The organism is Bradyrhizobium sp. 25ACV, from assembly GCF_054863005.1.
On record NZ_JAVAYO010000011.1, the window covers coordinates 227,450 to 245,868 of the forward strand.

At 65.3% G+C, this 18,419-nt stretch carries 19 protein-coding genes; 8 read left to right on the forward strand and 11 right to left on the reverse strand.

Going from position 1 to position 18,419, the window contains the following annotated elements; all coding sequences use genetic code 11:
- Positions 1 to 418: 418 nt before the first annotated feature.
- The 5 genes from RAD04_RS25255 (at position 419) to RAD04_RS25275 (ending at position 5,150) form a co-directional block, all read left to right on the forward strand.
- Complete coding sequence (locus RAD04_RS25255; protein ID WP_007590701.1) at positions 419 to 571, forward strand: DUF1127 domain-containing protein; 153 nt, start codon at positions 419 to 421, stop codon at positions 569 to 571.
- Between the two features lie 129 nt (positions 572 to 700).
- Positions 701 to 2,128 carry a methylenetetrahydrofolate--tRNA-(uracil(54)-C(5))-methyltransferase (FADH(2)-oxidizing) TrmFO gene (gene trmFO, locus RAD04_RS25260; RefSeq protein ID WP_461625921.1) on the forward strand — a complete coding sequence of 476 codons (1,428 nt, stop codon included), beginning with the start codon at positions 701 to 703 and terminating at the stop codon, positions 2,126 to 2,128.
- Between the two features lie 7 nt (positions 2,129 to 2,135).
- Positions 2,136 to 3,230, forward strand: coding sequence for a serine/threonine protein kinase (locus tag RAD04_RS25265; protein WP_461625922.1), 1,095 nt, complete (start codon positions 2,136 to 2,138; stop codon positions 3,228 to 3,230).
- A 93-nt stretch (positions 3,231 to 3,323) separates the two neighbouring features.
- The gene (locus tag RAD04_RS25270) at positions 3,324 to 3,881 is read left to right on the forward strand and encodes a CAP domain-containing protein (protein WP_461625923.1); all 558 of its coding nucleotides are present in this window, start codon (positions 3,324 to 3,326) and stop codon (positions 3,879 to 3,881) included.
- A 90-nt stretch (positions 3,882 to 3,971) separates the two neighbouring features.
- Entirely contained in the window at positions 3,972 to 5,150 is a 1,179-nt protein-coding gene (locus tag RAD04_RS25275; RefSeq protein ID WP_461625924.1) for an aminotransferase class V-fold PLP-dependent enzyme, read from the forward strand.
- 55 nt (positions 5,151 to 5,205) lie between these two features.
- Here the strand turns inward: RAD04_RS25275 and RAD04_RS25280 are convergent, their stop codons facing one another.
- Complete coding sequence (locus RAD04_RS25280; protein ID WP_461625925.1) at positions 5,206 to 5,667, reverse strand: cupin domain-containing protein; 462 nt, start codon at positions 5,665 to 5,667, stop codon at positions 5,206 to 5,208.
- A 126-nt stretch (positions 5,668 to 5,793) separates the two neighbouring features.
- On the opposite strand from RAD04_RS25280, the gene RAD04_RS25285 reads away from it, so the two are divergent.
- On the forward strand, positions 5,794 to 7,347 hold the full coding sequence (locus RAD04_RS25285) for a winged helix-turn-helix domain-containing protein (protein WP_461625926.1): 1,554 nt from the start codon (positions 5,794 to 5,796) through the stop codon (positions 7,345 to 7,347).
- A gap of 33 nt (positions 7,348 to 7,380) precedes the next feature.
- On the opposite strand, the gene RAD04_RS25290 is transcribed toward RAD04_RS25285, so the two are convergent.
- Genes RAD04_RS25290 through yajC form a run of 6 tightly spaced genes read right to left on the reverse strand, consistent with a single transcriptional unit; the run spans position 7,381 to position 13,042 of the window.
- Positions 7,381 to 8,625 carry a threonine ammonia-lyase gene (locus RAD04_RS25290; protein ID WP_461625927.1) on the reverse strand — a complete coding sequence of 415 codons (1,245 nt, stop codon included), beginning with the start codon at positions 8,623 to 8,625 and terminating at the stop codon, positions 7,381 to 7,383.
- Positions 8,626 to 8,670: 45 nt separating this feature from the next.
- On the reverse strand, positions 8,671 to 9,534 hold the full coding sequence (locus RAD04_RS25295; protein WP_461625928.1) for a phytoene/squalene synthase family protein: 864 nt from the start codon (positions 9,532 to 9,534) through the stop codon (positions 8,671 to 8,673).
- Positions 9,535 to 9,541: 7 nt separating this feature from the next.
- Positions 9,542 to 9,925 (reverse strand): Mth938-like domain-containing protein, encoded by a 384-nt coding sequence (locus tag RAD04_RS25300; RefSeq protein WP_028144478.1) that lies wholly within the window; start codon positions 9,923 to 9,925, stop codon positions 9,542 to 9,544.
- 60 nt (positions 9,926 to 9,985) lie between these two features.
- Positions 9,986 to 11,005 (reverse strand): protein translocase subunit SecF, encoded by a 1,020-nt coding sequence (gene secF, locus RAD04_RS25305; protein ID WP_461618895.1) that lies wholly within the window; start codon positions 11,003 to 11,005, stop codon positions 9,986 to 9,988.
- 10 nt (positions 11,006 to 11,015) lie between these two features.
- Positions 11,016 to 12,620, reverse strand: coding sequence for a protein translocase subunit SecD (gene secD, locus RAD04_RS25310; protein ID WP_461625929.1), 1,605 nt, complete (start codon positions 12,618 to 12,620; stop codon positions 11,016 to 11,018).
- A gap of 47 nt (positions 12,621 to 12,667) precedes the next feature.
- Complete coding sequence (gene yajC / locus RAD04_RS25315; protein WP_183257002.1) at positions 12,668 to 13,042, reverse strand: preprotein translocase subunit YajC; 375 nt, start codon at positions 13,040 to 13,042, stop codon at positions 12,668 to 12,670.
- Positions 13,043 to 13,224: 182 nt separating this feature from the next.
- Between yajC and RAD04_RS25320 the strand changes: the two genes are divergently transcribed.
- Positions 13,225 to 14,217 (forward strand): ATP-binding protein, encoded by a 993-nt coding sequence (locus tag RAD04_RS25320; RefSeq protein ID WP_461625930.1) that lies wholly within the window; start codon positions 13,225 to 13,227, stop codon positions 14,215 to 14,217.
- 172 nt (positions 14,218 to 14,389) lie between these two features.
- On the opposite strand, the gene RAD04_RS25325 is transcribed toward RAD04_RS25320, so the two are convergent.
- The gene (locus RAD04_RS25325; protein WP_461625931.1) at positions 14,390 to 15,790 is read right to left on the reverse strand and encodes a peptidoglycan DD-metalloendopeptidase family protein; all 1,401 of its coding nucleotides are present in this window, start codon (positions 15,788 to 15,790) and stop codon (positions 14,390 to 14,392) included.
- 109 nt (positions 15,791 to 15,899) lie between these two features.
- Positions 15,900 to 16,550: a protein-L-isoaspartate(D-aspartate) O-methyltransferase gene (locus RAD04_RS25330; protein WP_461625932.1), complete on the reverse strand. Its 651-nt coding sequence runs from the start codon at positions 16,548 to 16,550 to the stop codon at positions 15,900 to 15,902.
- Positions 16,551 to 16,779: 229 nt separating this feature from the next.
- Here RAD04_RS25330 and RAD04_RS25335 point away from each other — a divergent pair, with 229 nt between their 5' ends.
- Positions 16,780 to 17,151, forward strand: coding sequence for a response regulator (locus tag RAD04_RS25335; protein ID WP_128925878.1), 372 nt, complete (start codon positions 16,780 to 16,782; stop codon positions 17,149 to 17,151).
- A gap of 2 nt (positions 17,152 to 17,153) precedes the next feature.
- Here the strand turns inward: RAD04_RS25335 and surE are convergent, their stop codons facing one another.
- Together surE and RAD04_RS25345 are read right to left on the reverse strand one after the other, a co-directional pair.
- Positions 17,154 to 17,921 carry a 5'/3'-nucleotidase SurE gene (gene surE / locus RAD04_RS25340; RefSeq protein ID WP_461625933.1) on the reverse strand — a complete coding sequence of 256 codons (768 nt, stop codon included), beginning with the start codon at positions 17,919 to 17,921 and terminating at the stop codon, positions 17,154 to 17,156.
- Between the two features lie 97 nt (positions 17,922 to 18,018).
- Complete coding sequence (locus RAD04_RS25345) at positions 18,019 to 18,381, reverse strand: hypothetical protein (protein ID WP_461618900.1); 363 nt, start codon at positions 18,379 to 18,381, stop codon at positions 18,019 to 18,021.
- Between the last annotated feature and the right edge of the window lie 38 nt (positions 18,382 to 18,419).

Genomic DNA, 18,419 nt, shown 5'->3' on the forward strand with positions numbered 1-18,419 from the left:
TCCCGTCGCCAAATCTGCTCCGGCAAGCCTCTAGGGCCATTTCGGGGGCTAACAAGAAGTGAATTTACATTCAAATCGGCGAGATTTCTTCTCATGCGAATCACGCATGCCGGACTTGGGTGTAGAAGCTGAGCGTCCGACTTGCCGGTGACAGGAACGCAACCTATTTCGGCTATGATCAAAGTCAATCGACAGCCTCTAAATCCGTGATTTCACGGGAGTTTATTGCTAGATCCGGCCCATAGAGCCCAAGCCTTGGGCGGGACTGGCGAGAGGTTAAGCGTCCCTTACTCGCGGTATGCGTTACTCGCTTAGCTGCATCGCAACATCGGAACTTTCGCACTGCACCACTCTCACCTATATTCATTTCAACGATGCAGCCCGGGCAAGGGCTGAATCGAACTACAGGAGACTACCAATGCTGCTCTCGCTCATCCGCATGATCCAGGCCTTCCGGGACTATCAGCGCAATGTTGCCGAGCTGTCCCAGCTCAGCGATCGCGAACTGGCCGATATCGGCCTTGATCGCTCGGACATCCCGCGCGTTGCCGCCGGTCAGTATCAGGGCTGATATCGTTTCAGCCCTTCCACCGGAACGGACCGATAGCGCCCGCCTCGTGCGGGCGTTGTCGTATCTAGCGGCAGAAAACTCCATCTCGGCGATTCCACTCCCCGCCGAAAAGCGCTACCTGTCCGCCCCATGACAGGACCTCAATCCAACATCGTGCACGTGATCGGCGCCGGCCTTGCCGGCTCCGAAGCCGCCTGGCAGGTGGCCAAGGCCGGCGTGCCCGTGGTGCTGCACGAGATGCGGCCGATCCGCATGACCGAAGCGCACCGCACCGACGGGCTCGCCGAGCTCGTCTGCTCCAATTCGTTCCGCTCGGACGACGCCGCCAACAATGCCGTCGGCCTGCTGCATGCCGAAATGCGCCGGCTCGATTCGCTGGTCATGCGTGCAGCCGACGCGAACCAGGTGCCCGCCGGCGGCGCGCTCGCGGTCGACCGCGACGGCTTCTCCGCGGCCGTGACCAAGGCGCTGAACGACCATCCCCTGATCCAGATCGCCCGCGGCGAGGTTGCTGGCCTGCCGCCGGCCGATTGGAGCAACGTCATCGTTGCAACCGGCCCCCTCACCTCCGCTCCGCTGGCCGATGCCATCCGCGAGCTGACCGACGAGAACGCCCTCGCCTTCTTCGACGCGATCGCGCCGATCGTGCACCGCGAATCCATCGACATGTCGGTGGCCTGGTTTCAGTCACGCTACGACAAGATCGGCCCCGGCGGCACCGGCGCGGACTACATCAACTGCCCGATGACCAAGGAGCAGTATGACGGCTTCGTCGCTGCGCTCATCGCCGGCGAAAAGACCGAGTTCAAGGAGTGGGAGACCAACACGCCCTATTTCGACGGCTGCCTGCCGATCGAAGTGATGGCGGAGCGCGGCCCCGAGACCTTGCGCCACGGTCCGATGAAGCCGGTCGGCCTCACCAATCCGCACGATCCCACGACGAAAGCCTACGCCATCGTGCAGCTGCGCCAGGACAACAAGCTTGGCACGCTCTACAACATCGTCGGCTTCCAGACGAAACTGAAATACGGCGAGCAGCAGCGCATCTTCCGCTCCATTCCCGGGCTGGAGAAGGCCGAATTCGCCCGCCTCGGCGGCCTGCATCGCAACACATTCCTGAACTCGCCAAAGCTTCTCGACAGTCAGCTGCGCCTGCGCGCACAGCCGAGGCTGCGCTTCGCCGGCCAGATGACGGGCTGCGAGGGCTATGTGGAATCGGCCAGCGTCGGCCTGATCGCCGGTCTCTATGCAGCGGCGGACGCGCGCGGCGAGACGCTTGTCAGCCCCCCGGGCACGACCGCGCTCGGATCGCTGCTCGGCCACATCACCGGCGGCCATATCGAGACCATCGAGCCCGGCACACGGTCATTCCAGCCGATGAACATCAATTTCGGTCTATTCCCACCGCTTGCGACCGCGCCGACAAAGAAGCCCGACGGCACGCGCCTGCGCGGCAACGAAAAGACGGTGGCCAAGAAGCAGGCGATGAGCGCACTGGCACTCGCCGATCTCGATCGCTGGATCGCCGATCATTTGCGCATTGCCGCAGCCGCGTGAGTTTGCAATGAGCCTCCCCAAAGACGACGCCGCGACGCTCTCGGCGCGCTGGACCGAGGGCGTGCTGCTCAAGCGGGACGTGTTCTCGACCGTCGAGCGCGGGCGCTTCCGCGGCGAGAGCGGCGAGGTCGATGGCGTGCTGCGCCGGCTCGACGAGGTGCCGTGGTGGTCGTTTCTCCTGGCGCGCCATTTGTTCGCCCGCGAGAAGCACGCTCTGGCGCTCGCCAAAGGCCTCAACGTTGGTCCGGAGCTGCTGTGGGCCGGACGCCGTGCGCTGGTGCGCGGCTTCGTCGACGGCGTCGCTTTGCATCTGGCAAAGCCGCATGGCGACCTCGCCTATTTCCGTTCGGCCAAGGCGGCCCTGCGCCGGCTGCGCCGCGCCGGTATCTGCCACAACGATCTTGCCAAGGAACAGAACTGGCTGGTCGGCCGCGACGGCCTCGCCTATGTCACCGACTTCCAGCTCGCCGCCTGCTTTGCACGGCGCGGCCGGCTCTATCGCATCCTTGCCTATGAAGATCTCCGGCATCTGCTCAAGCACAAGCGCTCCTACGCACCTGAGGCGCTGACGCCGCGCGAGCGGAAAATCCTTGCGAAGAAGTCATTCGCCGCCAGCCTGTGGCTTGTCACCGGCAAGAAGGTCTACCGCGCGATCACGCGCGGCCTGTTCAATTTCACCGACCGCGAGGGCGGCGGCCGCAGGCTCGTGAACGACGCGCCGGTGCTGACCGAGCTGATCCGCAAAAATCCGGCCGTGCGCGACACCGCCATCGTGGCTTTTGCCGACCGCCGCTCCGGCGTCGGGCTCTATGCCTTCGTCGAAGCCGACCAGGCCACGCTCGAAGGCCAGTTGCGGAACGAGCTTTCTGCCGCCAAGGGGCCGAAACCGCCGGAGCACATCCAGGTGGTGCACGCGCTGCCGCGCGATGCCAGCGGCAAGCCGCGCACAGAGATCCTGCAACTGGTTGCCATGAACCAGCTCGACCTGATCGAGCCCATGATGAAGAACGACCAGGACCGCGCCTTCTTCAAGGACATCCTGGAACAGCGGAAGAATCTGCGCGACCGCTTCAATTTCGAGGCGGACCTGCCAGCGAGCTGACGGGCGGCCTCGCCTTGAAGCGTCCACATTGGCGATAGAGAAGCGGTCGGACAAGGCAGGCTCGGCGGGGTCATGGGCACTCGGGGGACGATGATGCATCGCGTGGTTGGCGGCCTGATTGCCGGCCTTCTGCTGTTGGCGGCCGCGCCCGCAATGGCCGAGACCCCGGCCGAGCTGATCTCCAGCTTCCGCCTCAAGCACGGTGAAGTTCGCGTCCTCCGCGATTCCACCCTCGACCGCATCGCCATGGACCAGGCCCGCGCGATGGCGGCGAAGGACGACCTCAGTCACGACGCGCTCGGCCCCTTCAATCGCCGCGTCGCGCCCGCCGGCGCGGGCCGCGCCGCCGAGAACATCGCCTACGGCTACGACAATTTTGAGAAGACCCTGGGACAGTGGATCGACTCGTCCGGGCACCGCAAGAACCTGTTGCTGCACAACGCCTCCCGCGTCGGCATCGCCAGCGCCAGGAACGCCAGCGGCAAGCGCACCTATTGGGCCATGGTGATCGCCGGCGATTACGAGCCGAAGGGCAAGGGCAAGAAGAACAAGGACAAGGAGCCCCTCGTTGCCGTGAAACGCGAGGCTGCGCCTGCGAGCAAGCCGAAATCCAGCAATTGTCACGTCAAGCTGCTCGGCCTCTGCATCTGAAATCCAGCCGACGTCCCTGGCCTGACGTCTTGCTCGGCCCCTTCGGCGCATCTAATTCATCATCACGGATCGCGGAAAGTGGAGGCGTTGGTGATCGACATCGACCAAATACGGTCTGACACGCCGGCCGCCAGCCGGCTCACATATCTCCACAATGCAGGGGCGGCGCTCATGCCGACTTCCGTTGTCACGGCGATGAAGCAGCATATCGATCTGGAAAGCGAGATCGGAGGCTATGCGGCCGCCGATCGCGAGGCCGACCGGCTCGAAGCGGTCTACGGCTCGGTAGCGCGTCTGCTCAACGCCGCACCCGACGAGATCGCGCTCGTGGAGAACGCGACGGTCGCCTGGCAGATGGCGTTCTACGCGCTTCCGTTTCGCAAGGGCGACCGCATCCTAACTGCCGAGGCGGAATACGCGGCCAATTATGTCGCGTTCTTACAGGTCGCCAAGAGGACCGGCGCGATCATCGACGTCGTGCCGAGCGATGCCAGCGGCGAGCTCGATGTCGACGCGCTCGAGCGCATGATCGATGAGCGCGTAAAGCTCATCGCGATCACCTGGGTCCCGACCAATGGCGGGCTGGTCAATCCGGCGGCAGCTGTCGGCAAAATCGCGCGAGCGCACGGCATTCCCTATCTGCTCGACGCCTGCCAGGCGGTCGGCCAGATGACGGTCGACGTCGAGGCCATCGGCTGCGACATGCTGTCGGCCACGGGGCGAAAGTTCCTGCGCGGCCCGCGCGGCACCGGCTTCCTTTACGTCCGCCAAGCGCTGCTGCAACGACTCGAGCCGCCGATGATCGATCACTTCGCGGCGCCCTGGGTCTCGCGCGATGAATATCGGCTTCGCGACGATGCACGCCGCTTCGAGACCTGGGAGAACAATTACGCGGCCCGGCTGGGCCTTGGCGCCGCCGTCGATTACGCCTTAGAGATCGGCATCGCTCCGATCGAACAATGCTGCCGCATGCTTGCCGGCCGTCTTCGCAGCGGCCTCGCCGCCCTTCCCGGCATCACCATTCGCGACCTCGGACGCGCGCCGGGCGCCATCGTCAGCTTCACGCTGGACGGGCATGAAGCGGACGCCGTTGTCGCCAGTGCCGCTGCAGCCGGCATCACCATCGGCGCTTCAGATCCGTCGAGCACGCGTATCGATGCCGAACTTCGCTCCTTGCCGCATGTCGTGCGGGCATCGCCGCATTATTACAACACGGAGTCCGAGATCGATCGGCTGATCGCTCATCTGGCTCATCTGGCGGCACGGTAGCAAAAAGGCCGGCGCGGCCGGGCTTGAAGTCGGTCCACAGTCGCGCCGTCAGGCTTCAAGCTCTTGTCGTCAGCGCCGAGAGTTGGTCGGTATCGAAGCGGGCGCGTAGCTCGCTGATGGCTTTCGCATCCGGGGGACCACTTGCCGTCAGCTCGGCCAGCTCCTCGAAGTAACGCTCGTGTCCCGGCGGGGATACGGTCATGAGGACGCGCGCGGGCTTCTCGCTCGCGTTGGTGATGTTGTGGGGAACACCGGGAGGAATGAAGAGGAAGGTCCCTGGGGTTGCCCGGACAATCTCATCGCCGACAAACCATTCACACTCGCCTTCGAGCACGTAGAAGGTCTCTTCCTGAACACGATGAACGTGCCGGCCGGTGGCGAATCCTGCCGGAATTGTCCAGTCGAACATGCTCGTATGCCCAGTGTCCTCGCCCGTCACCAGGAAGGCCATTGGTTGGCCGCGCAGCGTGACCCCCTCGGTCTCGCCGGGCCTGCGGATGACGTGTTTCGCGGTCATGTACACCTCCATCGCTGTTGCAGCGTTCCTCACGGCTCGCGCGATGGTGGTCCCGTCCAGCCGGAAAGTCGCGAAGCCGTTCGGAAAACGTTGCAAAAAACCTGCGAAATGTGGCCTTCTTCGGCGATGGCCACGATCCTTGAATTTGGTCCCTTTCGGCTCGATGGCGATGCGGGGATCCTGTTCCACGGTGCTGAGCCGACCGCTCTCGGCCAGCGCGCTGTGCTGCTCCTGGCGCTCCTCGTCCGGCAGGCTGGTGTGCCGGTTTCAAAGAATGCCTTGATTGAGGCGGCCTGGCCCGCCCAGGCCGTCGAGGACAGCAACCTGACCGTCCAGATCGCGGCGGTGCGGCGCACGCTGGCGGACATCTCCGGCGAGGCGCATTGGATCGAAACGCTGCCGCGCCGCGGCTATCGCTATGTCGGCCCCATCGTGACGACGTCCGATCCGGATCCCGCACGAGCAACATCGCAAGCGCCGTTGCTGTCCTTGCCCGACAGGCCGTCGATCGCAGTGTTGCCTTTCACGAACCTGAGCGGCGACGAGGAGCAGGACTATTTTGCTGACGGGATGGTTGACGACATCATCACCGGTCTCTCGCGCATCAACTGGCTGTTCGTGATCGCGCGGAATTCCACATTCGCCTACAAGGGCCGCGCGGTGGACGTAAAGCAGGTCGGCCGCGAACTTGGCGTGCGCTACGTGCTGGAAGGCAGTGTCCGCAAGACCGGCACGCTGGTCCGCATCACCGGCCAGTTGATCGATGCGTCGACTGGCATGCACGTCTGGGCCGAGCGATTTGACCGCCGGTCCGAAGACGTCTTCGCCCTCCAGGACGACATCGCATCGTCGACCGTCGGTGCGATCGCGCCCAGCCTGCGGCGCGCCGAAATCAACAGGGTCAGGCGCAAGCGGCCGGACAGCCTGGATGCCTATGATCTCGTCCTGCGCGCCCAGCTGGACGTCGATTCCGGCATGCCGGCCCAGGTCACCCAGGCCCTCGCGCTGCTCGAACGTGCGATCGCGCTCGAGCCTGCGTATGCGCTCGCGCACGGCAATGCGGCGATGTGCCATCACTGCCTGTTTCTTCGAGCCGGTTTGCAGGAGGCCAATCGCGGGGCCTCGATCCGCCACGCGCGCTCGGCCATCGCTCACGGCCAGGATGATGCGCTTGCTCTCACGCTCGCAGGCTTTTCGATCGGCATGGACGGGCACGATCGCTCAGCAGCGTTCATCGCGTTCGAGGCCGCGCTCGCCATCAGCCCATCATCGGCGCTGACCTACATCCTCGGCAGCGTCGTGCTCGGCTGGGGTGGAGATGCCGATCGCGCTATTGAATGGAGCGAACGAGGCCTGCGGCTCAGCCCGTTCGATCCCTGGGCTTTCGCCGCGTTCGACGCCCAGGCTCTTGGGCACTTCCATCGCGGCCGATATGAGGAAGCGTGTCGCGCCGCTTACCGCTCGGTTCAGGCCAATCCTCGCCACAGCATCACCCATGTGCAATTGGCCGCGGCGCTGGCAAAGCTTGGACGATTGCAGGAGGCGAAGGCGGCAGCCGCGCGGGTGCTGGAGCTGCACCCGACGTTCCGTTATGGCCGTCAATTTCAGGGCGTCAACTGCGCGCCAACGCTCGCTTCCTCGCTCGGCGATGCCCTGCGCATCGCAGGCCTTCCGGAGTAGCGCCCAGCGCGGCCTGGCGTCTCAACGTGCTCCTCAGGTGCAGCGCGCGCTTAGTCCGGATGCACTGAGCTTTGCCATCACCTCGTCGAGATGAGCGCTATCGCGGGTCTCGATGACCAGCTGCAGCAGCGTGGCCTTGGCGGGCAGGTCGGAGAAGGTCCGCTGGTGCGAGACCTCGATGATATTGGCGCCGGCCTCGGCCAACAGGGCCGCAACGGCGGCCAATTGCCCCGGTCTGTCAGGAATGTCGAGCGAGAGCTGGGTCAGCCGCCCCTCGCGCGCGAGCTCGCGGGTGAGGACGGATGCGATCAGCCGCGTGTCGATATTGCCGCCGCTCAGGACCAGACCGACCTTCTGGCCGGCAAACCGTGACGGATCGGACATCAGCGCGGCAAGCCCCGCGGCACCGGCGCCCTCGACGACGGTCTTCTCGATCGAGATCAGGGTTGCGACCGCGCGCTCGAGCTCGGCCTCGTTCACGAGCGCGATGTCGTCGACGAGGCGGCGAACGATTTCGGTGGTGATCTTGCCGGGCGATTTCACCGCGATGCCTTCGGCCAGCGTGTCGCCCCGCGCCGGCAGATTGCCGTCATGGATGGCGTTGTACATCGAGGGATAGAGCCAGGCCTCGACGCCCAGGATTCGTAGTGACGGCTTGATCGATTTCGCCGCGATGCCGATGCCGCTGATCAGGCCGCCGCCGCCGATCGGCACGACCAGCGTGTCGAGCTCCGGCACGGCCCTCATCATCTCCAGCCCGACCGTGCCCTGCCCTGCGATCACCAGCGGATCGTCGTAGGGGTGGACGAAGATCATGCCTTTGGCTTCGCCGTGGCTGCGCGCGAACGCGGCCGCCTCCTCCAGCGTCGCGCCCGTGACGACCACCGCCGCGCCGTGATGCCTGGTGTTCTCGACCTTCACCATGGGCGTGCCGACCGGCATGACGATGGTGGCGGGAATGCCGAGCCGCTTGGCGTGATAGGCGACGCCCTGCGCATGGTTTCCGGCCGACATCGCGATCACGCCCCGCGCGCGCTCCTCCGGCGTCAGCGCCGTGAGGCGGTTGAGCGCGCCCCGCTCCTTGAACGAGGAGGTGAACTGGAGGTTCTCGAATTTGAGCCAGATCTCGCAGCCGCAGATGCTGCTCAGCGTGCGGCTGTAGCTGCAGGGCGTCTCGACGACGGCGCCCCTGATGGTCTCGGCGGCGGCAGCAATGTCACTTGGGGCGACCGGCAGACCGCTGAGATCAAAGGGCGAGATTGGGGACAAGTCAGCCATAGGACAGCATAGGGCATTTGGCCGGTCCAGGCGATAAGCCAGCCGCTATTTGGTAAACTCGCGCGACCGCGAAGCCCGCCACAGCGTCCACAGCGTGCGCAGCCGGGACGATTGCTGCGGCTTGAACGGATTGCGCCCGGGTTGTGACAGCAGCTTGAGATCGGCCCGCACCTGCCCGAGCGGCAGAAATGCTGCCCGAGCCGCTGCCGGCACCTCCGCCAGCAACGACAGCGCCGTAGCCAGATGCTGCCTCGCATCGCCCGCGAGCTGCTCCAGCACGGCGCGCAAACTCGGCGTCTCCTTGCCGGCGAACACGTCCTCCATGTTGCAATCGTGGCTCGCCAGCAACTGCTGCGGCAGGAACAATTGCCGGTGCGCGGCATCGCGCGGCAGGTTTGCCATGACCTGGACGATGCCCTGCGCCAGCCCGGCATGACGGGCGAGATGCTCGGTGGCGTCCGAGGGCGGCGCCAGAATCTGCGCCGCCAGAGCGAACAGCGCCGATGAGGTCGCGGCCAGATAGCCCTCCAGCGCAGCCATGGTCGGCATCGGATCGTTGTAGAGGTCGAACTGGTGCTCGTCGACGAGCAGCGACAGCGGCTCGACCGGCAGGTCGAAATCGCGGATTGCGCGCAGCAGCTCCGCCGCGACCGGATTGCCCTCGGCACTGCCGTGGACCAGGCCGGAAAACAGATCGGTCCACCATTGAAAGCGGATCTCGCCGGGCAAGGGCTGGCTCACCTGGTCGCGGACGCGGACGATCTCGACATTGAAGGCATAAAGCGCCAGCAGCGCGCGGCGCTCGGCGGCAGGCGCGAACAGCGTTGCGGCGTAGCGCGGAAAGTCATGGCTGCGCACGAGATCGGCGCAGAAAGTGACGGAATCGGGCGGCGGCGCGGCGCTGCTCATGTGCTGTTCATGGCACCGCGATCAGCGCAGCGGCAACCCGCCGCCGTTCGCCGATCATGATGTTGTAGGTGCGCACGGCGGGACCGGTCTGCATCGTGTCCAGCACCACCCTCACCGCCTTGAGCGCCTGCCGCAGCGCCGGCGGCGGCAGCCAGACCCCGGTTCCGGTGCCGATCAGGAGCGTGTCGATGCTGTTGGCGGCTGTGAAGACCCGGTCCAGCGAATAGCGGTCGATCTTCTGGGGATCCGTCACGTCCCAGGCCCAGATCGCGTCGGGCAAGCACAGCAGCGAGCCCCGATGCGACATGCCGGCAAAGGCGAAGCCGCCCTTGCCATAGGCCTCGATCGGCGCCGAGCGCGGGAAATGCGGTGCGTTGGGATCGCCGGCCATGAGATTCGTCCGAATGAGCCTATTGCCCTCGCAAACGCCTGCGAGGGCATGCGGTTCGGATCATGCCTTGCTTTTCTTCGCCGGCGTAGCGGTATCGGGCGCATCCTCGCGATGCTCGCCAACGCCGAGATAGATCAGGATCGGCGCCGCGATGAAGATCGAGGTATAGGTGCCGACCAGCACCACGCCGAACATCATCACCGCGGTGAAGCTGTGGATCGCGTGACCGCCGAACAGGAGCAGCGCCAGCAGCGCCAGCGTCACCGTGAAGTGGGTGATGATCGAGCGCGACAGCGTCGAGTTGATGGACTCGTTTAGCAGCTGCGGCATCGGCATCTTCTTGTAGCGACGCAGCATTTCACGGATGCGGTCGTAGATGACGACGGTGTCGTTGAGCGAATAGCCCAGAATGGTCAGCAGCGCGGCGATACTGGTCAGGTCGAAATCGACCTGGCTGATCGACATGAAGCCGATCGTCAGCACGATGTCGTGCACGTTGGCGATCATGGCGCCAAGCGCGAACTGCCATTCGAACCGGAACCAGAGATAGATCAGGATCGAGACGATCGCGAGCATCAGGCCGAGCATGCCGAACGCCAGCAGCTCACCGGAGACGCGCGGACCGACCACTTCGACGCGGCGATACTCGACGGAATCGCCGAGCGCGGAACGAACCTTCTGCACCGCCTCCTGCTGCGCGGCATCGCCGCCCGGCTGCTCCGCGACGCGGATCAGGACGTTCGCGGCATCGCCGAACTGCTGCAACTGCACTTCGCCCAGACGCAATCCATCCAGCGTCGTGCGCATCGCGGCAATGTCGGCGGCGCCGGACTTGGCCCTGACCTCCAGCAGCGTGCCGCCGCGGAAGTCGATGCCGAAATTCAGGCCATGGGTGAAGAACAGCGTGATCGCGACGATCGACAGCGCCGCCGAGATCGGGAAGCTGATGCGGCGGAAGCGCGTGAAATCGAAATGCGTATCGTCAGGGACGATACGCAGCGACGGCAGCAGGCCGAGCGCGGCAACCACGGTGAGGACGGCAATGAGGACGCCGAGCCCGATGAGAACGGTGTGAGTCACGATCAGGCTCCTAGATCGGCACGCTCTGCGGCCGCTTCCACCGCACCCACCAGGCGACGATCAGCCGCGTCAGCGTGAAGGCGGTGAACACCGTGGTGATGATGCCGATGCCGAGCGTCACGGCGAAGCCGCGCACCGGGCCGGTGCCGATGTAGAACAGCACCGCGGCGGCAATGAAGGTTGTGATGTTGGAATCGAGGATGGTCGCGAGCGCCCGCTTGAAGCCGGCATCGATCGCCGAGATCGCGTTGCGGCCGCCGCGCAGTTCCTCACGGATGCGCTCGTAGATCAGCACGTTGGAGTCCACGGCGATGCCGACGGTGAGCACGATGCCGGCAATGCCGGGCAGCGTCAGCGTCGCGTTGAGCAGCGACAACAGGCCGAAGATCATGGCGACGTTGATGGCCACCGCGATGTTCGCGAACACCCCGAACAGCCGGTAGGTCAGCAGCATGAAGATGATGACGAGGATCGAGCCGACATAAGCCGCGAGCTCACCCTTCTCGATCGAGTCCTGGCCGAGGCCCGGACCGACGGTGCGCTCCTCGACCACCGTCAGCGGCGCCGGCAGCGCGCCGGCGCGCAGCAGGATCGCCAGATCGTTGGCCGATTGCACGGTAAAGCTGCCGGAGATCTGGCCCTGGCCGCCGGTGATGGGCTCGCGGATGACGGGCGCCGAGATCACCTTGTTATCCAGAACGATCGCGAACGGCAGCCCCACGTTCTCCTGCGTGGCCTGCGAGAACTTGCGCGCACCCGAGGTGTTGAACTTGAAGCTGACGACCGGCTCGCCCGTGCGCTGGTCGAAGCTCGCCTGGGCGTCGGTCAGATCGCCACCGGCGACCAGCACCTGCTTCTTGACCACATAGGGCGTGGGCGGCGGCGATGCGCTCATTAGGAGTTCGGATTCCGGCGGCAACCTGCCCGCTTGCGCCTGATCCGGCGGCACGGAGGTGTCGACCATGCGGAATTCCATCTTCGCGGTCTTGCCCAGCAGCTCCTTCAGGCGGGTCGGGTCCTGAAGGCCGGGGACCTGCACCAGGATACGGTCATTGCCCTGGCGCTGGATCACGGGCTCGACGGTGCCGAGCTCGTTGACGCGGCGTTCGACGATCTGGATCGACTGCTCGATGGTCTTGCGCAGGCGATCGAGCATCGCGGCCTGCGGGACGCTCAGGCGGATCACCCCGCCGCTAGCATCGGTCACCTCGAGGTCGCGCTGACCGCTGGATCCCATCAGGCCGCCCAGCGGCTGAGACAGTTCGCGCAGCTTGGCGAGCGCAGCCTGAGCGTCGGATTCCTTGGTAATGCGAACCTCGACCGCGTCGTTGCGCACGGTCACGCCGCCGGTGAAGCCGATCTTGGCATCGCGCAGCGTGCGGCGAACGTCATCGCGGACCTGGTCGAGCCGTTCCTTCTTCACGTAGTTGGAATCGACCTCGAGCAGCAGGTAGGAGCCGCCCTGGAGGTCGAGGCCGAGCACGAGGCGGCGCTGCGCCCAGGCCGGCCAGGTCTTGACCTGCGCCTCGGGGAAGAAGTTCGGGACCGCGCAGAGGCACACGATCAGCGCCGTCAGGATGATCCCGAGCGCCTTCCACCGCGTGAAATACAACATCGACTGGACCTGTCAGATCAGGAGACTTGAGATGCTCGCGGACGCGCTCACTTCGAGGCGGCGTCGTCCTTGGCGGCTTCCTTGCTTTCCTTGGATTCCTTCGCCGGCTCGCCCTTGGCGCGCACGCCCGAGATCATCTGGCGCATCTGCCGCACGCGCACGCCGTCGGAAATCTCGAACTCGATCTGGTCGTCGTCGACGACCTTGGTGACCTTGCCGACGAGGCCGCCCGAGGTCACGACGGTGTCGCCGCGGCGGATATTCTTCACGAGGTCGGCGTGGTCACGGACCTTCTTCTGCTGCGGACGCAGAATCAGGAAGTACATGATCACGAAGATCAGGGCGAACGGCAGCAGCGACATCAACATGCTGTTGGTGTCACCGGCGCCCGCGGCCTGGGCATACGCAGGGGTAATCAGCATTCGGACGATCCTCGTGAGAACGGGGGAAAGCCGGTCAGGCCCTCAAAGGCGACCGGTTCGGTCAAATTCGCGCGGACTATAGCGGCCATTGCCCCAATTGCAACGCTGCCAGACTGCCCTTTTGACCCACCTTGCGGCGCGCCGTCAGGCCCGATAAGGCTGCGTTCTCAGGAACTTCGGACATGCCCAAAAACCTTAGCAAAAGCCCGGCCGGCAAAGGCCCCCGCACCCCTGCCCGCAAGCCCGCCCCCGTCGCGGCAAAACGCCCCAAGGGGACGACCAAGGGGGCCGTCAAGGCAGCCCCAGACCTCTCCCAGGAGCGCATCGTCCGCGCGCTGGAGACCATTGCGGTGCACCTGTCCGCCCAGGGCAAGCCGGCGCTCGAACGCGAATCGTTCAAGCAGGCCGATGCCTATGTCTGGCACCCCGACGGCCGCCTCGCCGCAGTGCCGCGGGTCAGCCGCGTCGAGCTGTTCCTGCTCAAGGGCGTCGATCGGATGCGCGACATCCTGATGGAGAACACCGAGCGCTTCGCCAATGGCCTGCCCGCCAACAACGCGCTGCTCTGGGGCGCGCGCGGCATGGGCAAATCGTCGCTGGTCAAGGCAGCGCACGCCAGCATCAATGCGGAGCGCAAGCCGGCAGACAGGGTGAAGCTGATCGAGATCCACCGCGAGGACATCGAAACGCTGCCGATGCTGATGGAGAAGCTCCGGGACGCCAGCTTCCACTTCATCGTGTTCATCGACGACCTCTCCTTCGACGGCAATGACGCGTCCTACAAATCGCTGAAGGCCGTGCTCGAAGGCGGCATCGAGGGCCGGCCCGAGAATGTCATCCTCTACGCCACCTCCAACCGCCGCCATCTGCTGGCGCGCGACATGATCGAGAACGAGCGCTCGACCGCGATCAATCCCGGCGAAGCCGTCGAGGAGAAGGTGTCACTGTCGGATCGCTTCGGCCTGTGGCTCGGCTTCCACCGCTGCAGCCAGGACGAATACCTCGCGATGGTGCGCGGCTATTGCAGCCATTTCGGCATTGAGGTCGACGATGAGGCGCTGGAGCGCGAGGCGCTGGAATGGTCGACCACCCGCGGCTCCCGCTCGGGCCGCGTCGCCTGGCAGTTCGTGCAGGAGCTTGCGGGCCGGCTCGGTGTGAAGCTGACGGCGAAGTAAGGCTGGCTTTCACCCACAACTGCCATTCCCCGCCTTGTGCGCAATTGCGCACTGGAGCGGGGAATCCAGTACGCCGCGGCCTATCGGCTCAACCACAACTGTCTCTGGAATACTGGATCGCCCGCTTTCGCGGGCGATGACACCGTTCGTGTGGTGAGGGGCTGGCGGCGCCTCACGCCCCGTTCAGGAATTGAAGCGGGTCAACCGGGCTCGATCCCTTGCGGATCTCGAAGTGGAGCTGCGGCGACGCCACCTCCCCGGATTGACCCGACTTGGCAATGACCTGACCGCGCTTGATGGTATCGCCGCGCTTCACCATCAGCTCACTCGCATGGGCATATGCGGTGACGTAGCCGTTGGAGTGCCGAACCAGGACCAGATTGCCGTAACCCTTCAGCTCGTTGCCGGAATAGGCGACGACGCCGTCTTCGGCCGCCTTGACCGGCGTCCCCTCGGGCACCGCGAGATTGATGCCGTCATTGGACTTGCCATTGGTCTTGGCGCCGTAGCTCGTGACCACCTTGCCGCGCACCGGCCAGCGGAAGGTCGGCAGCGCACTCGTGGTCTCCGCAGCTTTCGCCGGAGCTTCAGCGGGCTTCTCTTCGACATTGGCCGTGGCCTGGGCCAGGCGAGCGCTCTGCACCGGCGCGGCGACAGCCGCCATCTTGGTGGCGGGTGCGGGAGCGGCAGCAACCGGCTGGAGCGTCCCGACAACCGGAGCAGCCCCGACAGGAGCCGCCGCAACCGGGGCCGCGAGGGCAGCGGTCTTGGCACCGGGCACGGTCAACTTGGTACCGAGCTTGAGCTTGGCCGACGGATCGAGGCCGTTGGCACGGGCGAGCTCAGCCGACGAAATATGATTCTTGCGGGCGATGCTGGCGAGCGTGTCGCCGTGGTTGACGAAGTGGGTGCTCGGCGGCGCCGACATGGCCGCAACCGGCTTGGCTGCAGGCGCCATCGCGGGAGCTGCTGCGATAGGAGCCAACGCGGGCGCGGGTGCAGCGGCGGTGGCCGGATGCGGGATGATCAGCTGCTGGCCGGGCGAGAGCGAACGCGGCCCCTTGTAGCCGTTGGCCGCGAGGATCGCCTGCGGCGTGACACGATAACGCTTGGCAAGCACCTCAAGCGTATCGCTGGTGCCGACGATGATCTTGGTCCCTCCGGCCGGCTGAGCCGCGGCAACGGAGCGCGGCGGCACGGTGGCCGTGGTCTCGAGATGCGGCTGCGCCGGAGGCGCGTAGGAACTGACGCCGCGCCCGCCTCCGGACACGCCACCACCACCTGTGACGGGATAGGATTGCGGTGCGGACACCGCCGGCGGCGGCAAGGGCTGCGACTGATAATAGCCCGGCTGTGTCTGCGGCCGCGAATATTGCGGCAGCTCGCGCTGCTGCGGCGGCGGGGCCTGCTGCACCGAACCGGTCTGCTCAGAAGAGAAGGGGTTGGAGAAGTTCGACTGGGACAGCCGCGACGACATGTCGGCGCTGCACCCTGCGAAGCTGAAGGAGATCAGCGCCAGCACCGCGACCTGCGGTACGCGGCGCGAGTAAAGCAACTCGGCGACGACGGACATGGTTACTCACTCGTACGCAACAGAACTGGTGTTTTAAGTAAACACGCGCCGAGTAAATAACGGCTTAACCCTCCCAATAAGATGTTGGCCGCGCAGCCGATCCGGAAATCTACAGCTCCCGCGCCACCCCGGGCAGTGCCGGCACGAAGCGGACCTCGACGAGTTCCTTGCGCTCGATCCCGGCTTCGGTGCGGGTCAAGCGGACCAGCGTCTGCACACCCTGATGCGGGCCGACCGGCGCGATCAGGATGCCGCCGACCTCGAGCCGCTCGACCAGATTGTCCGGAAGCTGCTCCACTGCGGCGGTGACGATGATGCGGTCGAACGGGCCGATATTGGGCGGCAGATTGAGCCCGTCGCCGAGCATCACCTCGACATTGTGACAGCCGAGCTTTTCGAGCCGGGTGCGTGCCGTATCGGCAAGCTTGCGATAGCGTTCGACGGTCAGGACCTGGCCGGCGAGCCGCGACAGCACGGCGGCCTGATAGCCGGAACCTGCCCCGATCTCGAGCACGCGGTGCCGCTTCTGAAGCTGGAGCTGCTCGGTCATGTAGGCCACGACGAAGGGCTGGCTGATGGTCTGCCCGCAGGCGATCGGCAGCGCGCTGTCACGATAGGCGCCGTCGCGATCGGCCTCGTCGACGAAAAGCTCGCGGGGCACCTGCTCCATGGTTCGCAGCACCGCCTGATCGCTGATGCCCCGACGCCTCAGCGTGAGCTGAAACATCATCTTTTCCGGCGGATGCTGATCGGGGGTCATTGCCTGCTTGTGCTGTCTTGCCGGGGCCGGTGGACGTTAAACCCGGGCGCGAGAATCGTGTTCCTGCTAAGGAACCCATGATAACCTTCGCCTGGAGCATTTGACCACAAATTGGCTTGCCACGGGCGAGCCGCGATGACCATTTTCAGGTATCCGTTCGTCGAAACGCGCATTGCGTCAATTCGTGTTATCTGCGAACGTTTTTGGCAATGGGCAAGGGACTCAACTAATGACCGCGACAGGGCTTTCCGGCCGCTCTGTATTCCTCGTCGAGGACGAGGTGATGATCAGGATGATGGTCGCGGACATGCTCGAAGAGCTCGGCTACAAGGTCGCAGCTGAGGCCGGCGACATCACCGAGGCCATGCGGCTCGCCCAGGCGACCGAGTTCGACATCGCCATTCTCGACGTCAACGTCAACGGCAAGGTCATCTCGCCGGTCGCCGACGTGATCAAGGCGAAAGGCTGCCCGTTCATCTTCGCCACCGGCTACGGCTCCTCCGGCCTGCCCGAGCAGTACCGTGACCGGCCGGCGCTCCAGAAGCCGTTCCAGCTCGACGCACTCGGCAAGACCATCGAAGCCGCCCTTCGCGGCAGCTAGCGTTACTTCAACGTCGCGCTGAGCTCTTCGGAAAACGCTTCGTTGGTGCGATCGAGCCTGAGCGGCGTGACCGAAACATAGCGCTCGCGAAGCGCCGCCAGATCGGTGCCGTCCGCCGGCGTGTCCATCATCGCGGCGCGCTCGAAGCCGATCCAGAAATAGGGATTGCCGCGGCCGTCCTGGCGCTCGTCGATCCTGAGGAAACCGAGATTGCGCTTGCCCTGGCGCGTGACGCGGATGCCCAGCACATCCTCGGGCGCGCAGGACGGGAAGTTGACGTTGATGACGGTGTCCTTCGGAATGCCCGCGGCAATCACCTTGCGCAAGATGTCGGGCCCGAATTTGCGTGCGGTGTCCCATGGCGGGCGCTCGCGGGTCTCGACGCTGAACTCCTGCGACAGCGCGAATGACGGCAACCCCAGGATGGTGCCTTCCAGCGCGCCGGCGATGGTGCCGGAATAGACCACGTCCTCGGCGACGTTGCGGCCCTTGTTGACCCCGGACAGCACGACGTCGGGCAGCTTGGACCCAAGGATATGGCGCGCGCCCATGATGACGCAGTCGGTCGGCGTGCCGCGCACGGCAAAGTGCTGCGGGCCGACTTCGCGCAGGCGCAAGGGATCGTTCAGCGACAGCGAATGCGACACGCCGGACTGGTCGAGCTCGGGCGCCACCACCCAGACGTCGTCGGACAATGCGCGCGCGATCTCCTCCACGACCTTGAGGCCGGGGGCATGAATGCCGTCGTCATTGGTGCAGAGAATGCGCATGCGAAGGGCCGATTCCAAAAAAGCGGGGTCTGAGCCGTCTTATCCGGCTCTGGCCGATCAGGCAAACCGGCTGATCAGGGGTTCCCGCCTGAACCCATTAGCGGCGGATGCGCCATTGTGGAAGGAAGCGCGCCAGCCGCCCCTCCGCACGCAGACTCATCGCGGGTACCGCCGGACTGACGACGGCAGCCTCGATCACGCCGAGCGCCTCCAATTGCGCAACGAACGCATCCGGCTCCGGCGTCTGCGGAAAGCGTTCGCGCGCCACCGTCAGCGCGTTGTCGAAGTCGGCGGCATTCACACCGGGCTTGGCCCGCCGGCTCTGCACGAGATCGTCGTCCCAGAGCCGGGCGATCTCGATGTCGAGCACGCCGCGCAGGCGCTGATCGACGGCCTGGATGCCCGCCCCCGTCACCGCCCATTGTCGGCCGACCCAGAAGATGTCGCGGTGCAAGGCCATGAACGGTGGGTTCGCGTTGTCGGGTGGCCGGCAGGATA

Excerpts from the sequence above, each read along its gene's own strand:
- RAD04_RS25255 (WP_007590701.1), top strand. The coding sequence starts at position 419 with ATGCTGCTCTCGCTCATCCGCATGATCCAGGCCTTCCGGGACTATCAG.
- secD (WP_461625929.1), bottom strand. The coding sequence starts at position 12,620 with ATGTTGTATTTCACGCGGTGGAAGGCGCTCGGGATCATCCTGACGGCG.
- RAD04_RS25330 (WP_461625932.1), bottom strand. The coding sequence starts at position 16,550 with ATGACCCCCGATCAGCATCCGCCGGAAAAGATGATGTTTCAGCTCACG.
- RAD04_RS25320 (WP_461625930.1), top strand. The coding sequence starts at position 13,225 with ATGCCCAAAAACCTTAGCAAAAGCCCGGCCGGCAAAGGCCCCCGCACC.
- surE (WP_461625933.1), bottom strand. The coding sequence starts at position 17,921 with ATGCGCATTCTCTGCACCAATGACGACGGCATTCATGCCCCCGGCCTC.
- RAD04_RS25290 (WP_461625927.1), bottom strand. The coding sequence starts at position 8,625 with ATGGCTGACTTGTCCCCAATCTCGCCCTTTGATCTCAGCGGTCTGCCG.
- RAD04_RS25325 (WP_461625931.1), bottom strand. The coding sequence starts at position 15,790 with ATGTCCGTCGTCGCCGAGTTGCTTTACTCGCGCCGCGTACCGCAGGTC.
- RAD04_RS25280 (WP_461625925.1), bottom strand. The coding sequence starts at position 5,667 with ATGACCGCGAAACACGTCATCCGCAGGCCCGGCGAGACCGAGGGGGTC.
- RAD04_RS25285 (WP_461625926.1), top strand. The coding sequence starts at position 5,794 with ATGGCCACGATCCTTGAATTTGGTCCCTTTCGGCTCGATGGCGATGCG.
- RAD04_RS25345 (WP_461618900.1), bottom strand. The coding sequence starts at position 18,381 with ATGGCCTTGCACCGCGACATCTTCTGGGTCGGCCGACAATGGGCGGTG.
- RAD04_RS25265 (WP_461625922.1), top strand. The coding sequence starts at position 2,136 with ATGAGCCTCCCCAAAGACGACGCCGCGACGCTCTCGGCGCGCTGGACC.
- RAD04_RS25270 (WP_461625923.1), top strand. The coding sequence starts at position 3,324 with ATGCATCGCGTGGTTGGCGGCCTGATTGCCGGCCTTCTGCTGTTGGCG.
- RAD04_RS25295 (WP_461625928.1), bottom strand. The coding sequence starts at position 9,534 with ATGAGCAGCGCCGCGCCGCCGCCCGATTCCGTCACTTTCTGCGCCGAT.
- yajC (WP_183257002.1), bottom strand. The coding sequence starts at position 13,042 with ATGCTGATTACCCCTGCGTATGCCCAGGCCGCGGGCGCCGGTGACACC.
- trmFO (WP_461625921.1), top strand. The coding sequence starts at position 701 with ATGACAGGACCTCAATCCAACATCGTGCACGTGATCGGCGCCGGCCTT.
- RAD04_RS25335 (WP_128925878.1), top strand. The coding sequence starts at position 16,780 with ATGACCGCGACAGGGCTTTCCGGCCGCTCTGTATTCCTCGTCGAGGAC.
- RAD04_RS25300 (WP_028144478.1), bottom strand. The coding sequence starts at position 9,925 with ATGGCCGGCGATCCCAACGCACCGCATTTCCCGCGCTCGGCGCCGATC.